This window comes from Paenibacillus chondroitinus NBRC 15376 (genome assembly GCF_004000765.1).
In the GTDB taxonomy this organism is placed as follows: Bacteria; Bacillota; Bacilli; order Paenibacillales; family NBRC-103111; genus Paenibacillus_E; species Paenibacillus_E chondroitinus.
Genome location: NZ_BILW01000059.1, coordinates 12,818 through 29,875, shown reverse-complemented (window position 1 = coordinate 29,875; position 17,058 = coordinate 12,818). Strand labels below are relative to the sequence as shown.

16 protein-coding genes and 1 tRNA gene are annotated in these 17,058 nt (G+C 49.0%); 13 read left to right on the top strand and 4 right to left on the bottom strand.

Annotated elements, in window-relative coordinates; translation table 11 throughout:
* Nucleotides 1–80 (top strand) — tRNA-Leu (locus PCH02S_RS32620).
* Between the two features lie 315 nt (nt 81–395).
* On the opposite strand, the gene PCH02S_RS32615 is transcribed toward PCH02S_RS32620, so the two are convergent.
* Complete coding sequence (locus PCH02S_RS32615) at nt 396–1,112, bottom strand: FadR/GntR family transcriptional regulator (protein WP_127458276.1); 717 nt, start codon at nt 1,110–1,112, stop codon at nt 396–398.
* 132 nt (nt 1,113–1,244) lie between these two features.
* Here PCH02S_RS32615 and PCH02S_RS32610 point away from each other — a divergent pair, with 132 nt between their 5' ends.
* The 3 genes from PCH02S_RS32610 (at nt 1,245) to PCH02S_RS32600 (ending at nt 5,079) form a co-directional block, all read left to right on the top strand.
* Nucleotides 1,245–2,660, top strand: coding sequence for an FAD-linked oxidase C-terminal domain-containing protein (locus PCH02S_RS32610; RefSeq protein WP_127458275.1), 1,416 nt, complete (start codon nt 1,245–1,247; stop codon nt 2,658–2,660).
* Nucleotides 2,661–2,721: 61 nt separating this feature from the next.
* A complete protein-coding gene (locus PCH02S_RS32605; protein WP_127458279.1) occupies nt 2,722–3,978 on the top strand; it encodes a (Fe-S)-binding protein in 1,257 nt (418 codons plus the stop codon).
* Nucleotides 3,979–4,152: 174 nt separating this feature from the next.
* Nucleotides 4,153–5,079, top strand: coding sequence for an NAD-dependent epimerase/dehydratase family protein (locus PCH02S_RS32600; protein WP_127458274.1), 927 nt, complete (start codon nt 4,153–4,155; stop codon nt 5,077–5,079).
* 11 nt (nt 5,080–5,090) lie between these two features.
* Here PCH02S_RS32600 and PCH02S_RS32595 read toward each other — a convergent pair whose 3' ends face one another.
* On the bottom strand, nt 5,091–5,954 hold the full coding sequence (locus PCH02S_RS32595) for an AraC family transcriptional regulator (RefSeq protein ID WP_164819824.1): 864 nt from the start codon (nt 5,952–5,954) through the stop codon (nt 5,091–5,093).
* Between the two features lie 144 nt (nt 5,955–6,098).
* Here PCH02S_RS32595 and PCH02S_RS32590 point away from each other — a divergent pair, with 144 nt between their 5' ends.
* The 6 genes from PCH02S_RS32590 (at nt 6,099) to PCH02S_RS32565 (ending at nt 12,414) form a co-directional block, all read left to right on the top strand.
* On the top strand, nt 6,099–6,929 hold the full coding sequence (locus tag PCH02S_RS32590) for an amidohydrolase family protein (RefSeq protein ID WP_127458272.1): 831 nt from the start codon (nt 6,099–6,101) through the stop codon (nt 6,927–6,929).
* Nucleotides 6,926–7,870 carry an aldo/keto reductase gene (locus PCH02S_RS32585; protein ID WP_127458271.1) on the top strand — a complete coding sequence of 315 codons (945 nt, stop codon included), beginning with the start codon at nt 6,926–6,928 and terminating at the stop codon, nt 7,868–7,870. The genes PCH02S_RS32590 and PCH02S_RS32585 overlap by 4 nt, the downstream gene beginning before the upstream one ends.
* A gap of 12 nt (nt 7,871–7,882) precedes the next feature.
* Nucleotides 7,883–8,896: a zinc-binding alcohol dehydrogenase family protein gene (locus PCH02S_RS32580; protein ID WP_127458270.1), complete on the top strand. Its 1,014-nt coding sequence runs from the start codon at nt 7,883–7,885 to the stop codon at nt 8,894–8,896.
* A gap of 193 nt (nt 8,897–9,089) precedes the next feature.
* A complete protein-coding gene (tkt, locus tag PCH02S_RS32575) occupies nt 9,090–11,120 on the top strand; it encodes a transketolase (protein ID WP_246069363.1) in 2,031 nt (676 codons plus the stop codon).
* A 31-nt stretch (nt 11,121–11,151) separates the two neighbouring features.
* On the top strand, nt 11,152–11,808 hold the full coding sequence (gene fsa, locus PCH02S_RS32570) for a fructose-6-phosphate aldolase (RefSeq protein WP_127458268.1): 657 nt from the start codon (nt 11,152–11,154) through the stop codon (nt 11,806–11,808).
* Nucleotides 11,809–11,922: 114 nt separating this feature from the next.
* Entirely contained in the window at nt 11,923–12,414 is a 492-nt protein-coding gene (locus PCH02S_RS32565) for a YhcH/YjgK/YiaL family protein (protein WP_127458267.1), read from the top strand.
* 330 nt (nt 12,415–12,744) lie between these two features.
* On the opposite strand, the gene PCH02S_RS32560 is transcribed toward PCH02S_RS32565, so the two are convergent.
* Entirely contained in the window at nt 12,745–14,142 is a 1,398-nt protein-coding gene (locus PCH02S_RS32560; RefSeq protein WP_127458266.1) for an MATE family efflux transporter, read from the bottom strand.
* Nucleotides 14,143–14,208: 66 nt separating this feature from the next.
* On the bottom strand, nt 14,209–14,493 hold the full coding sequence (locus PCH02S_RS32555) for a DUF3817 domain-containing protein (RefSeq protein ID WP_246069362.1): 285 nt from the start codon (nt 14,491–14,493) through the stop codon (nt 14,209–14,211).
* 166 nt (nt 14,494–14,659) lie between these two features.
* Here PCH02S_RS32555 and PCH02S_RS32550 point away from each other — a divergent pair, with 166 nt between their 5' ends.
* The 3 genes from PCH02S_RS32550 to PCH02S_RS32540 all read left to right on the top strand — a co-directional run bounded on the left by PCH02S_RS32550 (nt 14,660) and on the right by PCH02S_RS32540 (nt 17,051).
* The gene (locus PCH02S_RS32550; RefSeq protein ID WP_127458264.1) at nt 14,660–15,040 is read left to right on the top strand and encodes an ATPase; all 381 of its coding nucleotides are present in this window, start codon (nt 14,660–14,662) and stop codon (nt 15,038–15,040) included.
* Nucleotides 15,041–15,172: 132 nt separating this feature from the next.
* Nucleotides 15,173–15,742, top strand: coding sequence for a TetR/AcrR family transcriptional regulator (locus PCH02S_RS32545; protein WP_127458263.1), 570 nt, complete (start codon nt 15,173–15,175; stop codon nt 15,740–15,742).
* Between the two features lie 34 nt (nt 15,743–15,776).
* Nucleotides 15,777–17,051 carry an HlyD family secretion protein gene (locus PCH02S_RS32540; RefSeq protein ID WP_127458262.1) on the top strand — a complete coding sequence of 425 codons (1,275 nt, stop codon included), beginning with the start codon at nt 15,777–15,779 and terminating at the stop codon, nt 17,049–17,051.
* Nucleotides 17,052–17,058: the final 7 nt, after the last annotated feature.

The following is a 17,058-nucleotide window of genomic DNA, read 5'->3' as shown; positions in this document are numbered from 1 at the left end:
GCGCGTATGGCGGAATTGGCAGACGCACTAGACTTAGGATCTAGCGGGCGACCGTGGGGGTTCAAGTCCCTCTACGCGCATCACACAAGCAGGTAAGACCATTTTATGGTTTTACCTGTTTTTTCGTTGTAGTTTCCTCTCGTAAACAAACGAACGCTCATCCCTGCTACATTACATAAGCAGGAAATGAGCATTCTCACTTTATCTAATATGATAGAGGAACTAGAGGCCGCTATTTCAATGAAAATAGGCCTATTAACCAGATTGGCGGAACTACAGGCCACTATTTTTCCAATTGGGGCTACTGTATGTCTTATTTCACAGAAATAAGACCCTGTAGTTCCCCAACAGCACGCGAAGCTTCATTTTCTCCGGAATAGCGTCTCGCTGTTCCCTTAAATTAAATCATTCGATGAATGTTTAGCCAATCGTTGAACAACCTGGTCCACCTTCTGTATATGCTGTGACATCCGGCCTGCCGCGAGGGCTTCATCCCCGGCAGCGATAGCATCGACGATATCGCGATGCTCCTGAAGCAACTTCTCGGCGGATGCGAGCTCCGCGAAAAACCACAAACGGCGAGAAGCCTTCATGCTCACCTGAAGCCTCTCCGTCAAAGACTCCATCATTCCGATCATGAGGGAATTATGAGAGGCTTTGGCGATTTCCAGGTGAAAGCGGATATCGGCTTGTTCACTAGCTTCCTCGTTGCCAAGGGAACGTTCCATCGACTGAAGAATGTCCCGAAGCTCCGCGATATTAGCTTCCGTCCGTCTGCTTGCGGCCAGCGATGCGCAGCCTACCTCGATGAATCTCCGAACCTCCTGCACTTCCTGCAGGGAGTCTCCTTGATCGAAGAGGGTTGCGTTGTCCGCAGGCAGCGGATTGCTCACGAAGGTGCCTCCGCCATGCCGGATATCTACCCATCCGATTGCTTTCAACCCGCTCAGTGCTTCGCGAATAGTCGATCGGCCGACTTGGAAGCTCGCAGCAAGCTCAACGACAGTCGGCAGCTTCGAACCTGGCGCATAGGTTCCTGACTCAATTTGCATCTTAATTTGCCCCATTACGATTTCCGAGCCCTTTTGCGGCCGTATCTGCTGAAATGCCATGCCAATTCCCCCATAAAAGATCTATACATCTATTCAATCATAAGCTAAAATAGAAGGAAAGTCATCTGATCACATGATCAATTATCAATCAATTATCAATGATAGTCATGAATAGTCCCATGGGAGGCTGCTATGCTCGATAACCAAATTAGACAACAGCTGTTCAATATTGTAGGCGAAAATTATTTTAAAGATGATATGGAATCGCTCGTTACCCACTCGTATGACGGAACACCGATGCTCCAGTCGCTGCCCGATGGTGTGATCTACCCCAAGGATACAGCGCAGGTATCTGCAATTATGAAGGTGTTGAATGAGCATCGCATCCCGCTAATCAGCAGGGGGTCAGGTACGAATCTTTGCGGCGGAACCGTTCCCGTTCAAGGCGGTATTGTCATGGTCATGCACCGGATGAATGCGATCCTCGACATTGATATGCAAAATCTGACGGCAACCGTACAGCCGGGTATCATTACGAAGCAATTCATCGAGCATATTGAAAGTCTGGGCTTATTTTATCCACCAGATCCAAGTTCAATGGCGATCTCTACGATTGGCGGCAACATTGCAGAGTGCTCCGGTGGCCTGCGCGGTTTAAAATACGGCACCACCAAAGACTACGTGATCGGATTAGAATGCGTACTGGCAAACGGTGAAATCATGCGTACAGGCGGTAAGCTAATGAAGGACGTGGCCGGCTATGATTTGACGAAGCTGCTGATCGGTTCAGAGGGGACGCTCGCAATCGTTACGGAAGCTACGCTCAAATTGATTCCGCCTCCAAAATATAAGAAAACGATGCTGGCCATGTACAAAGATTTATACGGCGCAGCTCGTACGGTCTCCAAAATTATTGAAAACCGCATCATTCCGGCAACCTTGGAATTCATGGATAATCCAACGATCCGTGTCGTAGACGATTTTGCGAAGCTAGGCCTACCGCTGGATATGGCAGCTATCCTCTTAATTGAGCAGGATGGCGAGATGGAGATGGTGGAGCGCGACATTGCCCGTATCTCGGAAATTTGCCGTGAAGAGCAAGCGGATGAAGTTAGCATTGCGAGCAATCAAGAGGAAGCGCTGAAGCTGTTGACAGCAAGAAGAAGCGCCTTCACGGCGCTTGCGCGTTTGCGTCCGACAACGATTCTGGAGGATGCGACGGTTCCACGCTCCAAAATCGCCGATATGGTGCTGGAGATTAACCGAATTGCCGAGAAGCATGGCGTGCAGATTTGTACGTTTGGGCATGCGGGAGACGGCAATCTTCACCCCACAGCTACAACGGATGCCAGGGATCATGATGAAATCCACCGTGTGGAGGCAGCTTTTGAAGAAATTTTCGAAGCGGCGATCCAGATGGGAGGAACGATTACAGGCGAGCACGGAGTTGGGCTGGTGAAAGCACCATTCTTGGAATGGAAAGTAGGAAGCAGCGGCATTGCGATGATGAAAGGGATCAAAGACGTGTTCGACCCGCATCATCTATTGAATCCCGGCAAAATGTTTGCCAAAGAATCCAGACGCAGGGTGGTGATCGACCGTGGCTAAAGGAGCAACTCTCCAGGAAACATTAATCCAGAAACTGGATTACAATCAATTGACGAACTGCATGCGCTGCGGCTTCTGCCTTCCCGTGTGTCCAACGTTTAAGCAAACAGGCATCGAAGCCGAGTCCCCACGCGGACGTATTTCCTTGATGAAAGCAGCCGTGGATGGCGTTATGGAGCCGGGCATTTCCTTCGAGGATCAAATGAATCACTGCTTGGGCTGCCGCGCGTGTGAGCCGGCTTGTCCTGCGGATGTGAAATACGGACAATTGATTGAGCAGGCCCGCGATGCGGTTGAAACCCATACGAAGCAGCATAGATGGTGGGTACGTGGTGTGCGCAAGGTGGTCTTCAAAGAGCTGTTCCCTTCACAGCAAAAAATGCGGCTGCTGGGGTCAGGGATGCATTTTTATAAAAAATCAGGCCTGCAATCCGTTGTTCGAAAAACAGGCGTTGTCGGTTTATTTTCCAAACAGCTTTCGGATATGGAGAAAATTCTGCCTGATGCATCCGGCAAAGGGATTACGCAGCTCCTCGGCACCTTCATCCCGGCCAAAGGCGAGAAAATTGCTACCGTCGGTATGTTCAGAGGCTGTTTAATGGATGTGATGTTCACCCAAACGAATATCAAAACCGTCAAGCTGCTGTCCGAAGCAGGCTTTGACGTTGTCATTCCAGAGACGCAGAACTGCTGCGGCGCTCTACACGCGCATAGCGGCGAGAGCGACCAAGCCAAGATGCTGGCCAAAAATAACATCCGTGCTTTCCAGGAAGCCGGTGTGGACTATATTGTATCGAATGCCGGCGGTTGCGGCGCGATTCTAATCGAATACGATCATTTGCTGCATGATGAGCCGGAATGGAAGGAATCCGCAGGTTGGTTCGCCGCACGTGTGAAAGATATTTCAACGATTCTTGTGGAAAAAGGACGTCCGCTTCAATTCGCTGATAGCCAAACTTCAGCTTCAACTCGGGTGACGTATCAAGATTCCTGCCATTTGCGCAATGTAATGAAAGGCAGCAATCCGTCCAGACAACTGTTGAAAGAAGTAGGCAATGTTACTTTTGTCGAAATGAAGGATGCGGGCTCTTGCTGTGGTTCTGCCGGTATTTATAATGTAACGCAGCCGGAAATGGCGAATCAGATTCTGGAAGATAAAATGGTTAATGCCAACGCCACGGAAGCTAGATATTTGGTGACAAGCAACCCTGGCTGTCTGTTGCAAATGAAGCTCGGCATCGATAAGCATGGGCAAAAAGGCCAGATGGAAGCCGTCCATATTGCGGACTTTTTATATGATCGCGTTGTAAAACATTAAGGTTATTGCTCAGCAGGCCGCTCTCATAAGAGGGTGGCTTCTTTTTTGTCCATTGACGCCACTTCCCTTGCATTTTTTTGGTAAAATAGAAGGGTTAGAGTTAGACTAACGGAAAAGATGTCATTTGAACTTAATCTTCGTTGTTTACGTTAGTTGTATGAGAGGGGTATCTACGTGAACATTTTAGTTACCGGAGGAGCCGGTTTTATTGGATCACAGATTGTCGATGACCTGCTTCAGGAGGGGCATGACGTGCATATCTTTGATAATCTGACTACGGGGCGAATGGCGTATGTGAATGCAAAAGCTGTTTTCCATCATGGTGATTTAATGGATGGCAAAAGGCTTGCCGAGGTATTCGCTGCTTCCCGTCCGGAAGTTGTCATCCATCACGCTGCGCAAATCGATGTACAGACATCGCTTATCGATCCTTTGTTGGATGCAAAAATCAACATTTTAGGGACAATTGACCTGCTGGAGCAGTGCCGAGAGCATGGTGTTCGGAAATTAACTTATGCTTCCTCTGCTGCGGTCTACGGGACTCCACAATATCTGAGTGTGGACGAAGCGCATCCGGTCAGGCCGCTATCCTTCTATGGTATTTCCAAGCATACACCGGAACATTATATAGAAAGCTTTGCATTGCTATATGGGATGGACTATACCATCCTGCGGTATGCGAATGTATACGGCATTAGGCAGGATCCTAAGGGAGAGGGCGGAGTCGTTGCCATTTTTATGGACAAGCTGCTGGACGGCAAGCAGCCGATCATTTATGGCGATGGGGAGCAAACGCGGGATTTCATTTATGTCCAAGATGTCGTGAGCGCCAATAGGGCCGCCCTGTATAAAGGCAGCCGTGGCATTTACAATATTAGTTGCAATGAACAAACAAGTGTCAACGAGCTTCTAAAGGAAATGTGCTTGATCAGCGGAAACAGCTTTAATCCGGCTTACAAGGCCGCACGCACCGGTGATATCGTTCACAGCCGTTTAGACAATCGGGCAGCGCTTAACGATCTCGGGTGGAGCCCTATTTTTACGCTTAGAGACGGTTTGGGGGCCACATTTGCCTATTATAAAACGCAGTATCAAGTATGAAATAAAAAGGTTTATCGGATACTCTTTCTTGCCGCTGCCGGTGTCATGCCCAACACTCTCTTGAACATGGCGTGAAAATGGGGAAGGCTCTCGAAGCCGCAGATCTCTGCGATATGATGTATGTTGACATCACTTTCTGACAGCAGCTGTTTAGCGCGAATAATTCGTTTAGTTATGATGTAGGCCGTCACGTTCATCCCGATCAACTGTTTGAACACGCGGCTGAAATGAGCCGGCGAGACAGAGGCTTGTTTCGAAAGGGTTTGAAGCCCGATATCTTCACAGAAATGCTCATCGATATAAAGCAGCACATCTCTCATCCAGATGGGAGCGACAAGGGGATCTCCAGTATTAAATGTATGACCGGAGGCTACATCGCGTTGTATAAAAAGCAGAAGCTGCAGCAGTTGGACATAGATGGCTTGCCGAAACCCAGGTCCCTCGTGCTTAAATTCGTGCTGGATGGACTCCAGATAATGCTCGAGGTGCTGTCTTTGTGGAAGCAGCGTTTCCAGCCTATACTGGCGGAGCTCTACGGCCTGCTCAAAGCTGTGCAAATAGGAGAACGATTCCCCGAATTGCGGTGCTTGAACGAAGCTTGAACTGAAATATACGGCGGTTGAGGTCACAGGGGTTTCTTTGTCCGGAGTCGCGCGGTGAATGATGTTGCCGGGAATAAGAAAAATGTCTCCGGCTTTCATTTCGTAAAAGGTATGATCGATGAACATCGTGCCTTTGCCGCGGTACACATAAACAATTTCATACCAGTCGTGGAAATGGTCAGGGAGCTCGCTTTGCGAGCTTTTTGTGTTTTTATAGGCGTAGGAGAACGGAAAAGTTTCATGGTTATCAAAAACTTTGTGAATAGGAGGCACATCGTCTGCTCCTTTCCTTTCAGTTCCTCTCATGATATCAAAAAACCGTATAAATGTGCTAGAAATCATTATTTTATAGTTTAGAAATGCTGTTAAAATAAAAGAAAGCGATATCAATATAGGACATGAAGAAGGAGAAGCGCCATGCGAATTGATGCCCACCAGCACTATTGGCGAATAGACCGCGGGGATTACGGATGGATTGGTCCTGAACTGCCGATCTTGTATCGGGATTATGGCCCAAGCGATTTAGCACCGCACCTGAGGGAGCATAACCTGACTGCTTCGATCGTTGTTCAAGCGGCGCAGACACTGGAAGAAACGGCTTATCTACTGTCATTAAGTGATGAATCCGAGAGCATTGTCGGTGTGGTCGGTTGGCTTGATCTCAACGATCCGGACTTCCTCCATCATTATCAACGTTTTTGCAAGCATCCCAAGTATGTGGGCTTTCGAGTCATGATTCAAGAAATGCCGGACGCGAACCGAATTCTGGAGCCTCATTTTATTGAGGCGCTGCGATATTTTGCCGAGCAGGATGTGCCGGTCGATTTGCTTGTCGTGTCCCATCAATTGGCGCCGGTTATTGAGCTGCTGGATCAGGTTCCTGGTTTACGTGCGGTTATCGATCATATCGCGAAGCCGCGGATTGCGGATGGCGTTCTGGAACCTTGGAAAAGCCAGATGGCGGCTATTGCCAAACATCCCAAAGTATATTGCAAGCTCTCGGGTATGGTGACGGAAGCGGATCGCAGCCATTGGAAGAAAGAAGATTTTACTGCGTATATCCAGCATGCTCTAGAGGTGTTCGGGATTGACCGTGTGATGTTCGGCAGCGACTGGCCTGTATGCTTGTTGGCGGCTAGCTACGAGGAAGTTGTCGATGTACTGACCCATTCGTTACCGGAAACCTGGACACAGCACGAGAATGACCGTCTATTTGGACTAAACGCAAAGGAGTTTTATAAGCTATGAAATATCGTAAATTAGGCAAAACAGGACTGGACGTCTCTGTCTTGAGTTTCGGCGCTTCCTCTCTCGGCTCTGTTTTCCGTGAAACGAATGAGGCAGAAAGCATCCGGACCGTTCATACGGCGGTTGATCTGGGTATCAATCTGATCGATGTGTCCCCGTATTACGGGTTAACCAAAGCGGAAACTGTACTGGGCAAAGCCATCGCACAAATGGACAGAGAACGTTTTATATTGACGACAAAGGCAGGTCGTTACGGGGATGCCGAGTTTGATTTTTCAAAGGAACGGATTATCCGAAGTGTAGATGAAAGCTTAAAACGGCTGCAAACGGATTATATCGATATTTTATATTTGCATGATATTGAATTCGCAGCTTTTGATGAGATTGTTGAAGAAGGCTTCCCAGCGTTGGATGCTTTGAAGCAATCGGGAAAAATCCGATATTTCGGCGTATCCGGACTACCGTTAACTGTATTTGAGAAATCGCTGGCTATTAAAGAGATGGATTCCGTATTGTCCTATTGTCATTATTCATTGAATGATACGTCCTTGTTGGATGTACTCCCATTGCTTGAGCAGCACCAGGTCGGATTGGTGAGTGCTTCACCGCTCTCCATGGGACTGCTGAGTACTAGACCTGCGGCAGATTGGCATCCGGCACCCGCTGATATTCGAAGAATCTGTAAGGAGGCGGCGGGATTTTGCGCGAGCAGAGGCATGGACATTGCCAAGTTGGCGGTGCAATATGCAACTGCGAATGAACGAATTCCAACCACCTTGGTCAGCACGGCGAGCCCTGAGAACATCAGCAAGAATATAGCATGGACCGATGAGCCGATGGATACCGAGCTGCTGCGAGAGGTTTTGGACATTTTGAAGCCGATCCACAACAAGTCATGGGTTAGCGGAAGAGCTGAATATAACGAGAAAACCTACGTATAGGGAGGGAACACAATGAAAGCGATCGTATGTGAACAGGTTGAACAGTTTAATTTTGTAGAGATGCAGGAACCAGTAGTGAGAGCGGGGGAAGCCATCGTTCGTATCAAAAGAATCGGGATCTGCGGGACGGATTTGCACGCCTACAAGGGGAATCAGCCATTTTTCAGCTATCCGCGCGTATTGGGCCATGAACTTTCCGGGTACGTAGAGGAAATTGGTGAAGGTGTGACGGGATTGCAGGCCGGCGACCAAGTCAGCATCGTCCCCTATTTGCACTGCGGGACATGCATTGCTTGCCGCCATGGGAATACGAACTGCTGTACCGATATGAAAGTATTGGGCGTACATACGGATGGAGGAATGAGAGAGCTGATTTCCGTCCCTGCCAGCCATCTCATTAAAACCGACGGGCTCACGCTGGATGAAGCAGCTATGCTGGAGCCGCTTAGCATCGGCGCTCACGCCGTGCGAAGATCGGGGCTTCGCGCCGGAGAAACGGTGCTCGTCATTGGAGCAGGACCCATCGGACTTGGTGTCATGGTCCTGGCAAAGCAATTTGGCGCTAATGTCATCGCCATGGATATCAATGACGAGCGGTTGGCGTTTTGCCGCAAGTGGGCAGGCGTCGATCATACCGTGAATGCGCTGCAGCAGCCGAAGGAGCAGCTCGCTGAGCTCACGAATGGCGATATGCCCACCATTGTCTTTGATGCGACAGGGAACGCACGTTCTATGACGGACGCCTTTGGACTTGTCGCGCATAGCGGCAAGCTCGTGTATGTTGGCCTCGTGAAGGCGGACATCACCTTCCATGATCCCGAGTTTCACAAACGGGAGCTGACATTGATGGGCAGCCGCAACGCGACGATGGAAGATTTCGATACTGTACGTGAAGCGATGCGTAATGGCGTCATAGACATCGAGAGTTATATCACACACCGCGCTGACTTTGAGGACATGATCGGCCAGTTTGAGACTTGGCTCAAGCCGGAGTCCAAGGTGATTAAAGCGATCGTTTGTTTATAAGATGAGGTGCGCTCAACTGCTTGTATGCAGGTAGGCGCGCCTTTTGCTTTTATCCAGCTAACAAAAGATCATGAGGGCAACGTATAGACACCTTCTATAGCAAGTATCGAAACTATCGATTTTTTTAATGTTCTGACTATCCTTATAATAGAGATATGCAGCAGCACAAAAGAAAGAGATGGAGGAGAAACTGTTGAAACAGACAACTGTTGGTATTGAAGAATTAAGCATCAACGCCATTCGCACACTAACGATTGACGCTGTCGAGAAAGCCGCAATGGGTCATCCCGGCATGCCAATGGGTGCCGCTCCGATGGCCTATGCCCTATGGACCCAGCACCTTAAACATAATCCTGCCGATGCCAAATGGGTAGACCGCGACCGCTTCGTTCTTTCGGCGGGACACGGCTCCATGCTGTTATACAGCTTGCTACACTTGAGTGGCTATGGCTTGACATTAGATGATATCAAAGAATTCCGCCAATGGGGAAGCCTTACGCCAGGACATCCGGAATACGGTCACACGGTTGGTGTAGAAGCGACTACGGGGCCACTTGGTCAAGGTGTGGCAATGGCTGTTGGTATGGCGATGGCTGAAGCCCATCAAGCAGCCGTATATAACAAGCCGAATTTCCCGATTGTCGATCATTACACGTATGCCATTTGCGGTGACGGTGATCTGATGGAAGGTGTTTCCTCAGAGGCTGCATCCTTAGCAGGCCACTTAAAATTGGGTAAACTAATCGTGCTTTATGATTCTAACGATATTTCACTTGACGGTGAATTGAACATGTCGTTCTCCGAGAATGTTCGTACACGAATAGAATCTTATGGCTGGCAGTACTTGCGCGTGGAAGAGCAGAATAATGTCGAAGCGATTTCCGCGGCAATCGCAGAAGGTAAGGCAGATACCAGCCGCCCGACGCTGATTGAGATCAAAACAACTATCGGTTACGGGTCACCGAACAAAGCGGGCAAAGGCGGCCATGGTGGTACGCACGGCTCACCGCTTGGCAAAGATGAGCTGCTCCTGACGAAGCAGGCGCTGGGTTGGCCGCTGGAGCCGGATTTCTATGTGCCGGCTGAAGTGTACGAGCATTTCGCCCACTACAAAGCGTTAGGCGCCAAGGCTCAAAACAGCTGGGAGCAGCTGTGGAACAGTTACCAGGCTGCTTATCCCGAGCTCGCCAAGCAGTTCGAGCTCGCAAGCAGCGGCAATCTTCCGGCGGATTGGAACGCCGATGTGCCGCGCTTTACACCGGAGAGCGGCGCGATCTCGACGCGCACGGCGTCCGGTAAAGTGCTTAACGGCCTGGCGAAGCGGGTTCCTCAGCTCGTCGGCGGTTCCGCCGATTTGGCGAGTTCCAACTTCACCATGCTGAACGACGACGCGGCATTCAGCGCCGCGGACTACAGCGGCCGCAACTTCTGGTTCGGCGTCCGGGAGTTCGCCATGGGCGCAGCGCTGAACGGCATGCTGCTGCATGGCGGATTAAGAGCCTTCGGCGGGACGTTCCTCGTGTTCAGCGATTACTTGCGCGGCGCGATCCGCTTGTCCGCGCTGATGAAACTTCCTGTTGCGTACGTGTTCACGCACGACAGCATTGCCGTCGGTGAGGACGGCCCGACGCACCAACCGATCGAGCAGATCCCATCCTTGCGGATGATTCCGGATCTGACGTTATTCCGTCCTGCGGATGCGAATGAGACGGCCGCGGCTTGGGAGTATGTCCTCCAAGCGCAAGAAGGCCCCTTCGTATTTGCGTTGTCCCGTCAGAACTTGCCGGTGCTGCCTGGTACGGATCAACTTGCTTACGCTCATATCGGGCAAGGCGCTTATGTCTTGGCTGAGGCTGCTCCTGGTGCTGTGCCGGATGTTCAGCTCATTGCAACAGGCTCCGAAGTTAGCTTAGCACTTGACGTGAAGAAGCAGTTGGCGCAATATGGTATTGGAGCAAATGTCATTTCCATGCCAAGCCGTGAGCTGTTTGAGCAGCAATCTTTGGACGTGCAGCAGGCGGTTCTTCATCCGAATGTGAAAGCAAATGTCGTCATTGAGATGGCATATCCTGCTGGATGGGAAGAGATTACGGGTGGCGAAGGTTTTGTCGTGGGGATCCGGAAATTCGGAGCATCCGCGAAGGCAGACCGCGTAATTCGTGAATATGGTTTTAACGCAGAAGCAATCGTACAACAAATTAGACAGAAGTATTTCCAAGATTAACCCAAAACGGGAGAAAAGGTAGGGATACACTATGAAATTGTTTATCGACACAGCCAATGTAGAAGAAATTCGTAAAGCTCACGCGTTAGGTGTTGTTGCAGGCGTAACGACAAATCCTTCTCTTATTGCCAAAGAAGGCAGAGACTTTTTCGAAACGGTACAAGAAATCGTATCTATCGTAGGCGATGTTCCAATTAGCGCGGAAGTTGTTTCCTTGAAAGCAGACGAAATGGTCGAGCAAGGCAAGAAGCTGGCTAAGATTAGCCCGAACATTGTCATCAAGCTGCCAATGACGCTTGATGGTCTTCAAGCGACTAGTGCTTTCAGAGCTTTAGGCATTCCGACGAATGTGACGTTGATCTTCTCCTCGACGCAAGCCTTGTTAGCCGCTCGCGCAGGTGCAACCTTCGTTTCACCATTTATCGGACGTTTGGATGATATTAACCAAGTCGGGATGAACCTGATTAAGGAAATCAGCCAAATTTTCCAAGTGCATAACATTAAATCCGAAATTATCGCTGCCAGCGTTCGTCACTCCGCACACGTGATTGAAGCCGCGCTTGCAGGGTCACATATTGCAACAGTGCCTTACAAAGTCATCGAGTCCATGAGCAAACATCCGCTTACTGATGCGGGTATTGAGAAGTTCCTGGCCGACTGGGAAGGCGCAAACCAAAAAACGTTCTAATAGCCCTAGAGTAGAAAGATTCGCTTTGTATAAAGCGAGTCTTTTTTCTCGTTATAGGCTATAGTATTTATAGGCATTCTACTCTATTTCAGGTTATAGAAAAGGAGAGTTCAAATGATTATTAGCGATTTGAAGCATTTTGAACAAGAGCGTCATTTGTGGCCCGCGGCGATCGGGCGGGGAATCGATTACATTTTGAGCCGTAATCTTGGCGAGGCGGAGGCTGGCAGATACGATTTGGAAGGGGACAACGGCCATCTGATGTTTGCTAATGTGCAGGAAGTTGTTACCCGTCCTGCTGAGGAACAACTGCCGGAATCTCATGTTGTTTACACGGATATTCAGTTCCTTGTCAGCGGCGAAGAGAAGCTTTGTTTCTATAAAGTGCATCCCGATGCCAAACTCATCGATAACAAATTTGAAACGCATGATGTCGCTTTTTATGAAACAGATCCTGCTCAGCTGGAGACAGGCATATTGTTGACACCAGGCATGTTCGCAGTATGTTTCCCTTCGGATATTCACCGTCCGAACTGCTCGATCACGGAGGCTAGCGCTAACAAGAAAATCGTTGTGAAAGTACATAAAGATTTGTTGCAGCTTTAAAATATAGCAAAGAGACTATCCTGTAAGGTCCGTGATGACCTGATGGGATAGTCTCTTATTCATTCAATAGGGAACTATGATCCGCTATTTCCTGGTAGATCGTTGCTTCGGATTGCTTGAGGGAACTACGTTCCTCTATTTGATGTGCTTATCCTCGAATGTAGGCTTTTCATGTGAAATAAGTGCCTGTAGTTCCCCTAGTTCAGGAAAGCCCCCCTTTATCGCTGAAATTAGCGCCCTGTAGTTCCCTCCCATAAATTCTTCACAAAAAGGGACAGCCAAAGCCATTCATGGCTTATGGGCTGCCCCTTTTTTTAACTTACATCCATCTCAAGCCTTAGCCGGAATCATTCTAGCTTGTCTCCATTTGCCAAGCTGATAGTAAATCACATTCAGCGTCATAGCGACAGTGAAGCTGACGGGGAAACTCCACCAAATCACGTCAAAGCCGTATTTGTGGGAGAGCACCGTGGCGAGTGGGATTCGCACCAGCAGCAGTGCGATGAATGCCACTACGAGCGGGAATACCACGGAACCGGCGGAACGAACGACGCCTGCCACGACATTAAATACGCCGAAAATAATAAACGACCACAACGTTAAATTATTGATGTGAACCCCGAGCGCAATCGCTTCCCCTTCCGGCGGAAGAAACAGCGAGACGACTTCTCGGTTGAACACCGTTAGAACAACGACGATTAGGCCCGTCATCAAAATGTTGACGGCTACACCGGTCCATGTAATGCGGTTCACTCGGCCCCATAAGCCTGCGCCGATGTTCTGTGCGGCCATGGAAGTAACCGCTCCGCCGATGGCCATCGCCGGCATTTGTACATAGCTGGAGATTTGCATGGCGACTCCAAACGCAGCCGTCGATTCAGATCCATACGAATTTACGAGATGAACAAGCAACAAGTTGCTGATAGAAACGACGACCATGTTTAATCCCATGGGCACCCCTTTTTGAATCAAGGTGCGAATAATCGTCCAGTTGATGCGCAGGAGCGGGAGATCTTCTTTGGTAATCCGCAGAAAATACTTTTTGCGATACAGATATGCAATGAGCAGCACGAAGCTGATCAATTGCGCAATAAAGGTGGCAACCGCCGAGCCGGCAATGCCCATTTTCGGAAAAGGCCCGATCCCGTCAATTAAGAGTGGATTCAGGATGACATCCAATATCGCGGATAAAAGCAAGAAGTAGAACGGCGTTTTGGCATCACCAGAGCCGCGTAGTATGGCCATGATCAAGTTGAATCCAAACATAAACGGAACGCCGGCGAACAAAATCCGTGTATAGACAACCGCGAGGTCCTTCACATCCGGTGGTGTGTTCATCCAAGTTAGAATAGTGCTGGAAAATAATAATCCAAACGCGGCGACAACAATAGAAAGGATTAGAAAGAAGACGGTGCTGGTGCCGACTACTTTCTTGGCTTCGTGCGTTTTTTTCGCACCGAGATTTTGACCGATCAAAATAACGGCAGCCATCGCAAACCCGAAGATTGAGCTGATTAAAAAGAACATAATGATGTTGGCATTCGATGTTGCCGCAAGGCCGCCTTCACCGAGATATTTGCCGATCCATACGGCATTGATAGAGCCGTTTAATGTCTGAAGCACGTTCCCTAATAGAATCGGTAATGAAAATAAAATTAACGTTTTGGCAATAGGGCCTTCCGTTAGGGAAGGTCGTGCTTTTGCTGGGGTGTCCCCGTTTCCACGCATGATAGCCTCCTGATCTTTCAGACTTATTTATTATGTAATTCTTGTTCGGTAAAGCAGTTCCTTTCTTTATTTCGTAATTCGGCGCTCCAGAATAAAAGGACCGAATGGAATGAAGGCAGCCAGGAAAGCCCCCAACACTCGCCAAATCGACCAGCGATGCATTAATGTGACCCAAGCAATGGAGATCAGATAGAGCACAAAGAGAAACCCGTGTGCCATCCCCACAAACTTAACGGCCTGCGGAAGGTCGAGCGCGTATTTGAGCGGCATAGCAATGCCTAATAAGATCAGAAAGGAAATTCCTTCAGCCCTCCCAACATAGCGTAGGGTGTTTAGTGATTGTTTTAGCAATATGTACAGCTCCTTTAGAAATAAGATTTGCAAAACCATATCTATTTTAACCTAGAAATGTGTAGGGAGTATGAACAAAACGTTTCAATTGGACACAACCTAGTTTTTTTAGTAGGATAATAGGAATAGCTTAATAATAGCTTCATAGAGGTAGGGGGAAAATCAGATGCTTCGACTTGGTGAGAGAGTCATCGTCATAGGGGATAGTTTGGAACAAAACCTGCCGATTGGCGGATATGGATATATCATTGCTTACGACCGCAATAACGATAATATTTTTGATTACGTCATTCGAGTTCCCAAAGATAATAAACACTATTATGTGCCTGCAATCGATATAGAGTTGGAAGAAGTGCTTCTTCATGAGGAAGCGGCTCGCGTCGAGAAAGAAGCGTTGATTGATTTTGCGCTGGCTACAAAAAATGAAGAGCTGTTCCGAAGAGTGATGAACGGCGATGCAAGTCCGGAGCCGGAAAAGGAACGGGACAAAGAAGTGCAGTCCAGAGAAGAATTTATTAAACAAATCGGCTTGAAAGCCTGGATTTAATACACCATATCGTGAGAAACCCGCTAAATCGGCGGGTTTTTTCTTTTGAGGCTGTTGATAAAATCGGTAAATGGTGGTACATTAATATCCGAACACAAAACTATTATAGTATTTTAGTTCTGAGGTGAGCGTATGGATGCCAAAAAACAATTAATTATGGAATCTGCCAAGAAATCTTTTTCCCTTTTTGGGTACAAAGGCACGACGATGGATCAGATCGCCAAAATTGCCGGTGTAGGCAAGGCGACGATTTATACGTTTTTTGCCAATAAAGAAGAACTGCTGCACGACATCATTCAGTCGTTGATCACTGAGATGAAAACAGTCGCCGAGAAAGCGATCACGGAAGGGGCAACGCCCTTCAAGAAGATTCATGGAGCTTTGTATGAGATTCTCGTTTTCCGCAAAGAGCATGAGCTGCTCATTCAACTCTCCCACGAGGTCCAGCAATTTGGCAGCCCGGTTACGATCGAAGCGATGGCCAGCATTGAGACGGAGGTCGTTCAGTTTATCTCTGAACATATTGAACGTGCGATACATAATGGTTCAATGAAAAATTGTGAGCCGAAAATGACGGCTTTTATCCTGTTTAAGCTGTATGTAGCCTTAGTGTTCGATTGGGAGAAGCAGAATGAGCCTCTGACTGATGAGAGGATTCTGAAGCTGTTACAGATCTACTTTGGCAATTTCATTAACGATTAATTTTTAATTTAGTATTTTGTGGAGGGATTTTTTTATGCGTTTTATTCGACCAATGGTTTATTCCGTGATGGCGGTTGTTATCGGCACAAGTGCTTTTCTGCTAACGGCGAAATCAGCTAGGAGTCAAACGGATGCTGTGAATCAAGTACATCCTACAGCTTATATAGAAACAAACGAAGTGAGCGCCAGTTTTAAAGTAGGCGGCAGAATCACTGAGGTCCTTGTGAAGGAAGGGGAAGCGGTGAAAAAAGGGCAGGTGCTTGCCCGTCTGCAAAGCGCCGAGATCGAAGCGAAGGTCGCGCAGGCCAAAGCGGCTGTCGCGCTGGCGCAAGGCAAAATTGCCGAAGCGCAAGGCGCAACGGCTACGGCGATAGCGAAGAAGCAGCAGGGCATCGCAGGCGTGAACGTAACGGCGGACACGGCCGAGCAGCAGGTTGCGCAAGCTCAGGCTGCGGTTAACGCTGCCCAAGCCAAGGTGGATGCGCTGAAGAGCGGCGCGCGCCCTGAGGAGAAGAAGCAGGCGGAGATTCAATTCCAAGCGGCTTCGGAAGTGTACGCGATTGCCGAGCAGAATTTGAATCGGATGACTGCGATGCTGGAGCAAGGTCTTGTCTCGCAAGCGGACGTAGACAAAGTGAAGGTCAGCTTCGAGGAAGCGAAAACCAAGCGAGATCTGGCGCAGCAGCAGCTGAACATGGCGAACCAAGGCCCGCGGGAGGAAGAGATTCGCGGAGCGGAGGCCTTGCTGGAGCAAGCCAACGCGTCCTTGAAGCTGGCTGAAGCTAACCGCGGAACGGTGCAGGTGCGACAAGGCGATGTCGCAGCGGCTGAAGCCGCCGTGCAGCAAGCGCAAGGCGCGGTCAAATCCGCGCAGTCCGGCGAGCAGCAAGCTCAAGCCGCGCAGCTGGAAGCCGAGACCTATTTGAGCTATACCGAGCTGCTTGCTCCGACGGATGGTGTAGTCTTGTATCAATCCGCCCAAGTTGGCGAGATTGTTGGCTCTGGCTTCCCTGTTTTTTCGATGGAGTCTACGGAGCAGCGCTGGGCTAAGTTTTATTTGCCGGAGACGGCAATTGCAGGACTCAAAGCGGGGAACAAAATCAGCATGACCATGTTATCGACGGGCGAGAATGTCGTAGGTACCGTTATATCTGTGGCGGCAGCGCCTGATTTTGCCATCAAGAAAGCAACGCAAACCTCAGGTGAAACGGATATCCGCTCCTTTGGGATCAAAATCGAGCTGAGTACTCTGCCGGACACAGCCACAACCGGCATGACCTTGCAGTGGAATGGTAAAACGGAAGGATGATGAAAGA

Excerpts from the sequence above, each read along its gene's own strand:
- PCH02S_RS32615 (WP_127458276.1), bottom strand. The coding sequence starts at position 1,112 with ATGGCATTTCAGCAGATACGGCCGCAAAAGGGCTCGGAAATCGTAATG.
- PCH02S_RS32610 (WP_127458275.1), top strand. The coding sequence starts at position 1,245 with ATGCTCGATAACCAAATTAGACAACAGCTGTTCAATATTGTAGGCGAA.
- PCH02S_RS32605 (WP_127458279.1), top strand. The coding sequence starts at position 2,722 with ATGCGCTGCGGCTTCTGCCTTCCCGTGTGTCCAACGTTTAAGCAAACA.
- PCH02S_RS32590 (WP_127458272.1), top strand. The coding sequence starts at position 6,099 with ATGCGAATTGATGCCCACCAGCACTATTGGCGAATAGACCGCGGGGAT.
- PCH02S_RS32585 (WP_127458271.1), top strand. The coding sequence starts at position 6,926 with ATGAAATATCGTAAATTAGGCAAAACAGGACTGGACGTCTCTGTCTTG.
- PCH02S_RS32580 (WP_127458270.1), top strand. The coding sequence starts at position 7,883 with ATGAAAGCGATCGTATGTGAACAGGTTGAACAGTTTAATTTTGTAGAG.
- fsa (WP_127458268.1), top strand. The coding sequence starts at position 11,152 with ATGAAATTGTTTATCGACACAGCCAATGTAGAAGAAATTCGTAAAGCT.
- PCH02S_RS32565 (WP_127458267.1), top strand. The coding sequence starts at position 11,923 with ATGATTATTAGCGATTTGAAGCATTTTGAACAAGAGCGTCATTTGTGG.
- PCH02S_RS32560 (WP_127458266.1), bottom strand. The coding sequence starts at position 14,142 with ATGCGTGGAAACGGGGACACCCCAGCAAAAGCACGACCTTCCCTAACG.
- PCH02S_RS32550 (WP_127458264.1), top strand. The coding sequence starts at position 14,660 with ATGCTTCGACTTGGTGAGAGAGTCATCGTCATAGGGGATAGTTTGGAA.
- PCH02S_RS32545 (WP_127458263.1), top strand. The coding sequence starts at position 15,173 with ATGGATGCCAAAAAACAATTAATTATGGAATCTGCCAAGAAATCTTTT.
- PCH02S_RS32540 (WP_127458262.1), top strand. The coding sequence starts at position 15,777 with ATGCGTTTTATTCGACCAATGGTTTATTCCGTGATGGCGGTTGTTATC.